Raw genomic sequence first — 6,850 nt, forward strand, 5'->3', positions numbered from 1 at the left:
CCCCAGCGGTTCGCCTTGTGGTTGCGGCGGCGCTCCTCGGCGATCTCCTCGGGCGTGCGGCGGCGGTCGGGCGACGACCGCTGGCCCTCGCCCGTCCGCGCGCCCCCGGGGCGCCCGCCGCGTCGCTCGTCCGGCCGACCGCCGTCGGGCCGCCCGCCGCGCCGGTCGTCAGCACGGTCGGCGCCGGGGCGCGACCCGTCGGGACGTCCGCGACGCCCCTCCGCCGACCGCCCCTCCGTCGGGCGCTGCCCGGTCGACCACCGGCCCGTCGACCGCTGGCCGGTCGACCGCTCGCCGGTCCGGCCGTCGTCGCGGCGGGGGCCGCGCTCGTCGCGCCGGTCGTTCCCGGACGCCGGGCGCCCGCCACGTGCGCCGGAGGGGGCGCCGCCGCGACCGCCCGTGGGCGCGCCGCCGCGACCGCCCTGGGGCGGGCGGCTCCCCCGGCTCGCTCCCGTGCCGCGCGAGCCGCCGGACGCGGGGCGCCCACCGCCCGCTCCTCGGGCACCTCCGGGGTGGCCTCCTCGGCCCCCGGCTCCGCGCCCGCGTCCGTCGTCGCTCACAGCTGTCCTTCCGTCAGGTCCTCGAGGTCCGCGCCCTCGGGCAGGAACGGGGCCAGGGGCGGCAGCTCGTCGAGGCTGGCCAGCCCCATCCGCTCGAGGAAGGAGGGCGTCGTCCCGTAGAGCATCGCACCCGTGGCGAGGTCCTTGGACTGCTCGACCACGAGGCCCCGCGCCACGAGGGTCCGCACGACGCCGTCGACGTCGACGCCCCGCACCGCGGAGACGCGGGCCCGGCTCACCGGCTGGCGGTAGGCGATGATGGCCAGCGTCTCGAGCGCCGCCTGCGTGAGGCGCGCCGTCTGGCCGTCGCGCACGAAGCGCGCGACGACGTCGGCCAGGTCGGCGCGGCTGTAGACGCGCCAGCCGCCGGCGGAGCGACGCAGCTCGAAGCCCCGGGCGTCCCGGGCGTACTCGTCCTCGAGCGCGACGAGCAGCGCGTGCACGCGGTCCACCGGCAGGCGCACGGCCGCGGCCAACGACGCCTCGTCGACGGGCTCGTCGACGACCATGAGCACCGCCTCCAGCGCGGCCCGCGCGCCGCCGGGCAGGTCCTCGACGTCCGGCACCCGCTCGGCGTCGGGCTCCTGCTCCCCCGCGGGCGGTCGTCCGTCGCCGACCACCGCCGGCCCCTGCTCGCTCACGACGGCGCATCCTCCCCCGGCTCGGCGACGCCGCGCACCACGCCCTCGAGCGCCTCGTCCTCGTCCTCCGCGTCCCCGGCGGGCCGGGTCCAGCGGACCGACAGCTCGGCGAGGGCGTCCGCCTGCTCGAGGGCCACGGCGCCGTCGCGGAAGAGCTCGAGCAGGGCGAGGAAGCGCGCGACGACGACGAGCACCGAGCCGGCGTCGCGGACGAGCTCGCGGAAGGTCGCGCTGCCCTCGCGCCGCAGGTGGCGGGCCACGGCCAGGGCCTCCTCGCGGACGCTTACGGCGGACCCGTGCAGGTGCGCGAGGCCCACCCCGGGCGGGGCCGCGCGCGGGCGCGACGCCGCGGCCGCCAGCTCGGCGAGCTGCTCCGGCGTCGTCGACAGGACGAGCTCGGGCAGCAGGCCGGCGAGCGCGGGCTCCAGCGGGGCGGAGCGCGGCACGGAGCGGCCGAAGCGGGCGAGCCGGTCGGCGAGGACCGCGGAGACGTCCTTGTAGGCCCGGTACTGCAGCAGGCGGGCGAAGAGGAGGTCGCGGGCCTCGAGGAGGGCGAGGTCCTCGGCGTCCTCGACCTCGCCGCTCGGCAGCAGGCGCGCCGCCTTGAGGTCGAGGAGGGTGGCGGCGACGACGAGGAACTCGCTCGCCTGGCCGAGGTCCCACTCCTCCCCCGTCCCGTCGGAGCCACCCTCCCCACCACCGACGTCGTCCCCCGCCGCCTCGCCGGAGCGGGCGCGCAGGTGCGCGACGAACTCGTCGGTGACGGCGGCCAGCGCCACCTCGGTGACGTCGAGCCGGTGCTTGGAGATGAGCTGCAGGAGCAGGTCGAACGGCCCCGTGAAGACCTCGAGGTGCACCTCGAAGGGCGCCCGACGGCCCGCGGGGCGGGCGCGGGCGGCGGGCGGGGACCCCGCGGGCGCCGCGTCGTCCGCCGGCGCCCCGCCCGCGACGGGGTCCACGACGGGGTCCACGGGGTCCCGCCGGTCCGGGGGCGCGGGCGGCGCGTCGGGGCTCAGGCCGCGTCGCCCCGGGCGATGAGCTCGCGCGCGAGCTGGCGGTAGGCCGCGGCTGCCGGGTGGCTGCTCGCGTAGCTGGTGATCGGCTCGGCGGCGACGGTCGCGTCGGGGAACTTCACCGTGCGGGCCACGACGGTGTGGAAGACGTCGTCGCCGAAGGCGTCGACGACCCGGGCGACCACCTCGCGGCTGTGGAGGGTCCTCGAGTCGTACATCGTCGCGAGGATGCCGTCGACCTCGAGCCGGGGGTTGAGGCGGTCCTGCACCTTCTCGATGGTCTCGACGAGCAGGGCCACCCCGCGCAGGGCGAAGTACTCGCACTCCAGCGGGATGACGACGCCGTGCGCCGCGGTGAGCGCGTTGACCGTGAGGAGCCCCAGGGAGGGCTGGCAGTCGATGAGGACGACGTCGTAGTCGTCGAGGACGGGGCGCAGGGCGCGGGCCAAGAGGTTCTCGCGCGCGACCTCGGAGACGAGCTGGACCTCGGCGGCCGACAGGTCGATGTTCGCCGGGATGACGTCCATGCCCTCGACCCGCGTGCGGACGATGGCGTCGCGGGTGTCCGCGTGGCGGTCGACCATGAGCGTGTAGACCGTGGTCTCCCGGTCGTGCGCCGAGACGCCGACCCCGGCGGACAGGGCGCCCTGGGGGTCGAAGTCGACGAGCAGCACCCGGCGGCCGAGCTCGGCCAGCGCGGCCCCGAGGTTGATGGTGGTCGTCGTCTTGCCGACCCCGCCCTTCTGGTTGCACAGGGCGATGACGCGGGCCGGGCCGTGGGAGGACAGCGGAGGCGGGACCGGGAAGTCCGGCATCGGGCGCCCCGTCGGGCCGAGGCCCAGGCCGGTGACGTCGAGCGCCGTCTGACCGGGCGCCCCGTCCGCGTCAGCGGTGGGCGGGGCGCTCTGGTCGGTGCTCACGGCGGTCACTCCCGTGCTCGGGTCGGCGGCGTCGGCCGCCCGGCGGCGGCCCGCCCAGGGCGGCTCGACCCTAGCCGCGCCCCGGAGGCACCGTCGAGGCGGCGTGCTCGTCGGCCACGGCTCCGGGCGGCGGACGGGGGCGGCGGCCGGGGACGGCGCCCAGGGGACGGCCGGGGGTGCCATGTCGTGGGTCGAGCGGCGCGGACAGGGCGGGGCTCGTCGCGGGTGGCGGTGCGGAGCATGGCGTGCAGGACGTCGACGCGGCGTCGGGCGAGGCAGACGAGGGGGCGCTGGGGCTGCTCGCGGAGAGCGTGTGAGCCGTCCCCGACGCCCGCGGTCGAGGCGGCCAGCGCTCTCGCCGTCGGACGGGTGAGCCCTCGCCGCGCTGGACGGTCGGCGTGCTGGGCACCTGCCGCCGTCAGGCGGGTGGCGACAACCCGTCGTCCCGGAGGCGCTGCACGGCGTCGGCGACCGTCGTCGCCGTGTCCAGTGCTCCGACCACCGCCGTGCCGCCGGCGCCGACGACCACGACCTCACGGCCGACGACGGCGTAGGCGCGCCAGCCCGGTGTCTCCTCTGGTCCCTTGCGGAGCAGCCGGACGTCGTCGGCGTCGACCCCCGCCTCCGCGGCCACCGCGGCCGCCGCCTCCGTGTCGAGCACCACCTCGCGGTCCGACGTCCCGCAGGCACCGGAAGCGCCGTCGAGGAAGTCGAGGAGGTCGGTGGTCAGCTCGGCCGGCGGGGCGAAGGCGCCGGTCACGACGACGCCGTCCTCGTCGTCGACCTGCACCCGGTACTCGGCGTGCACGCCCGTCGCCGCGACCTCCTGCTGCGGGTCGGTGAGGAGGTCGCACGGCAGGAAGCGGCCGAGCGGGAGTTCGTCGTCCATCTCGACCACGTCCACGCCGTCGAGGTCATCCGGCTGCAGGAGGGGCGCGGGGGCCGACGGGGAGGAGGCGCAGCCGCTGAGCAGGGCGACGGCTGCGACGGTGGTCGCCCCGGTCCTGAGCAGTCGGAGGTCTACCCGGCGATCCACCGTCCGTGCCGGACCTCGGCGTCGTCCTCCATAGCGGCGCCGACCTGCTCGCTGCCCGCGGCCACGGGATCGGAGGTGCACCGCGTCCCGCTCCTCCTCCAGCAGGGGGGAGTCCGCGTGCATCACGCCGTCACCGCTCACGCCGCCCCCTCGGGGAGCGGCGACCGCGACGCCGCTCCCGGTCCTCTGCCCGGTCCGGCGCGACGCTACTGGGCCCCGCGGGGGACGAGGGAGGGGTCCGCCGGCTCGTCACCGGTCAGGTCAGCACCGTCACGCCGTCGAGTCGTCCGTCGACGTCTCGCCACGCCGCTGCCCCCCGGCTCCGGGGCGGCGCTGCGGCCGTCGGTCGAGGAGCAGGACGTCGCAGAGCTCGCCCGCGCCAGCGCTGCGGGTGCTCCACGCGCAGCAGGACCTGGGCGCTCGGTCCCCTGACGTGGCGGGACGTCCCTCAGCGCAGCGGCCGGAGGTCCTCCGGTCCGTCCGGGGACGTCCGTCGCCGCCACCGGTCGACCCTCCAGAGGGCCCGGTCGAGCGAGACGGGCGTACCCAGTGCCGCACGCAGGCGCGGGTCGTGGACGAGCACGTCGAGGGCGAGCTCGACGAGGACGGTGACGACGCCGAGGCTCGCCCCCCAGGCCCAGAGGCCCTCCGCGAGGGCCAGGACAGTCGGGGCCAGCACAGGGCCCCCGACGACCACGGCGACGGTCCACCGCAGGCCGGGGCTCCACGGGGCCCGGACGAGGAAGGTCGACGGAGCGCCGAGAGCGGGGTCGCGGTCGAGGACCGGGCCGGGTCGCCCGGCGTCCCACCGCCGCTCGAGCAGCAGGACGGGACGGCGAGCAGCCCGGTCCCGGCTGTCAGGACGCCGAAGGCCACGAGGTAGGGCGACAGGCTCGCCTGCGAGACGAGGCCGAGACCGACGAGGACCATGACCGGGCACATGAGCGCCGTCACGACCCGCTGCCCGAGTCCCCGCGAGGGGCCGATGCGCTCGAGAGCCCTGCCCGTCCCTCCGCTCCCGCTCGTCAGTCGAACCACCCGCCGATCCCCTCCCCGAGGGCGGCGGCGCCGGGGGCGGCGGCGCGCCCGGTGTCCGCCACGGCCTCGGCGCCCCTGGCGACGGCCTCCTCGATGTCGGGGCCGTCATCGAGGAGCCAGTCCACGGCTCCCACGCCGGCGCGCTCGCCCTCGAGGTCCTCGCGCGGAGGGGTGAGCTGATCGGCGGCGGCCTGCGGCCCCTCGGGCTCGACGTCCAGGGGCATCAGGCCGTCGGCGCGGTCGCTCACCGGGGCGCCTGCTCACCGGAGGGATGACCGGACAGGTCGACCACTGCTCCCGCCGTGGCGCCCACGACCATGCCGTCCCCTCGCGCTGCCGCACCTCACCGCTGCGGGCGCGACGCCAGTCGCCCCGTCGGGTCCGCGGTCGCCCCTCGACGTGCTCGCTCACCCGACCGAGGCGCGTCCGGGGCCCCCGTCGCCGCTGATGGCCGGCTCCCAGCCAGGGCGGCGAGCCCTGACTAGCCTGCGGGGTGGGGGGCTGCTCAGCGCGCTCGGGGGTGGGCGGCGGCGAAGACCTCGCGCAGCGCGTCGGCGGTGACCAGCGTGTACGCCTGCGTCGTCGTCACCGACGCGTGGCCGAGGAGCTCCTGGACGACGCGCACGTCCGCGCCGCCCTCGAGGAGGTGGGTCGCGAAGGAGTGCCGGAGGGTGTGCGGGGAGACGCTGCCGGACAGGCGCGCCCGCTCGCCGGCGGCGTGCAGGACGGCCCAGGCGCTCTGGCGCGAGAGCCGCCCCCCGCGCGTGTTGAGGAACAGCGCCGGCCCGCCGCGGCCCGCCGCCGCGAGCGCGGGGCGGCCGCGGACGAGGTAGTCGTCCAGCGCGGCCCGCGCGTAGCGCCCGAGCGGCACGACGCGCTCCTTGTCGCCCTTGCCCCGCAGCCGCAGCAGCCCCTCCGGCGGCGGCCCGTCGTCGTCGCCCGCGGCGCCGGCGGAGCTCTGCGGGCGCGGGCCGCCGAGGACGTCGACGAGGTCGTCGACGTCGAGCGCCACCGCCTCGGAGATGCGCGCGCCGGAGCCGTAGAGCAGCTCGAGCAGCGCGCGGTCGCGCAGCGCGCCGGGGCCGTCGCCGACCGCTGCGGCGTCGAGCAGGCGCCCCACCTCGGCGACGCCGATCGCCTTCGGCAGGCGGCGCGGCTCCGCGGGCGGCCGGACGTCGCGCGAGGGGTCGGTCGTCGTCAGCCCCTCCTCTGCGAGGAAGCGGTGGAACCCCCGGACGGCGACGACGGCCCGCTTGCTCGAGCTGGCGGTGAGGACGGCGCGCCCGTCGCTCCCCGTGCCGAGGGCGACGGCGAAGGCGCTGACGTCCGCGGGCTCGACGCCCGCCGGGGCGGCCCGGCCCCGCGCGGCGAGGAAGTCGGCGTACCGGACGAGGTCGCGGCGGTAGGCCGCCAGCGTGTTGTCCGACAGCCCCCGCTCCACGCGCAGGTGGCCCAGGTAGGTGGCGACGGCCGCGTCGACCGCGGACGGCGGGCGCGGGACGTCCTGCGCCCGCCCCCGCTCGGCCGGGGCCGCCACGGCCTCGGCGGGCAGGGCCTCGGCGGGCAGCGCGGCGGCACCGCCCGCGCCGTCCTCGCCCGCCACCACGGCGTCCACGGTACGGCCCGCGACCGTGGGGGGGCG

The 6,850-nt window shown here is 78.2% G+C and carries 7 protein-coding genes; all 7 read right to left on the bottom strand.

The annotated features are described in order from the left end of the window. Positions 1-556: 556 nt before the first annotated feature. The 7 genes from scpB to WDV85_RS09470 all read right to left on the bottom strand — a co-directional run bounded on the left by scpB (position 557) and on the right by WDV85_RS09470 (position 6,811). On the bottom strand, positions 557-1,201 hold the full coding sequence (scpB, locus tag WDV85_RS09440) for an SMC-Scp complex subunit ScpB (RefSeq protein WP_339570363.1): 645 nt from the start codon (positions 1,199-1,201) through the stop codon (positions 557-559). Next, positions 1,198-2,160, bottom strand: coding sequence for a segregation and condensation protein A (locus WDV85_RS09445; protein ID WP_339570364.1), 963 nt, complete (start codon positions 2,158-2,160; stop codon positions 1,198-1,200). The genes scpB and WDV85_RS09445 overlap by 4 nt, the downstream gene beginning before the upstream one ends. Positions 2,161-2,213: 53 nt before the next feature. Further along, positions 2,214-3,029, bottom strand: coding sequence for a ParA family protein (locus WDV85_RS09450; RefSeq protein WP_339570619.1), 816 nt, complete (start codon positions 3,027-3,029; stop codon positions 2,214-2,216). Positions 3,030-3,552: 523 nt separating this feature from the next. Beyond that, positions 3,553-4,038: a hypothetical protein gene (locus WDV85_RS09455; RefSeq protein ID WP_339570365.1), complete on the bottom strand. Its 486-nt coding sequence runs from the start codon at positions 4,036-4,038 to the stop codon at positions 3,553-3,555. A gap of 580 nt (positions 4,039-4,618) precedes the next feature. Beyond that, entirely contained in the window at positions 4,619-4,849 is a 231-nt protein-coding gene (locus tag WDV85_RS09460) for a hypothetical protein (protein WP_339570366.1), read from the bottom strand. Positions 4,850-5,195: 346 nt separating this feature from the next. After that, entirely contained in the window at positions 5,196-5,456 is a 261-nt protein-coding gene (locus tag WDV85_RS09465; protein WP_339570367.1) for a hypothetical protein, read from the bottom strand. Positions 5,457-5,713: 257 nt separating this feature from the next. After that, complete coding sequence (locus WDV85_RS09470; protein WP_445263281.1) at positions 5,714-6,811, bottom strand: site-specific tyrosine recombinase XerD; 1,098 nt, start codon at positions 6,809-6,811, stop codon at positions 5,714-5,716. Between the last annotated feature and the right edge of the window lie 39 nt (positions 6,812-6,850).

Source organism: Pseudokineococcus sp. 5B2Z-1, from assembly GCF_037482305.1.
GTDB lineage: Bacteria > Actinomycetota > Actinomycetes > Actinomycetales > Quadrisphaeraceae > Pseudokineococcus.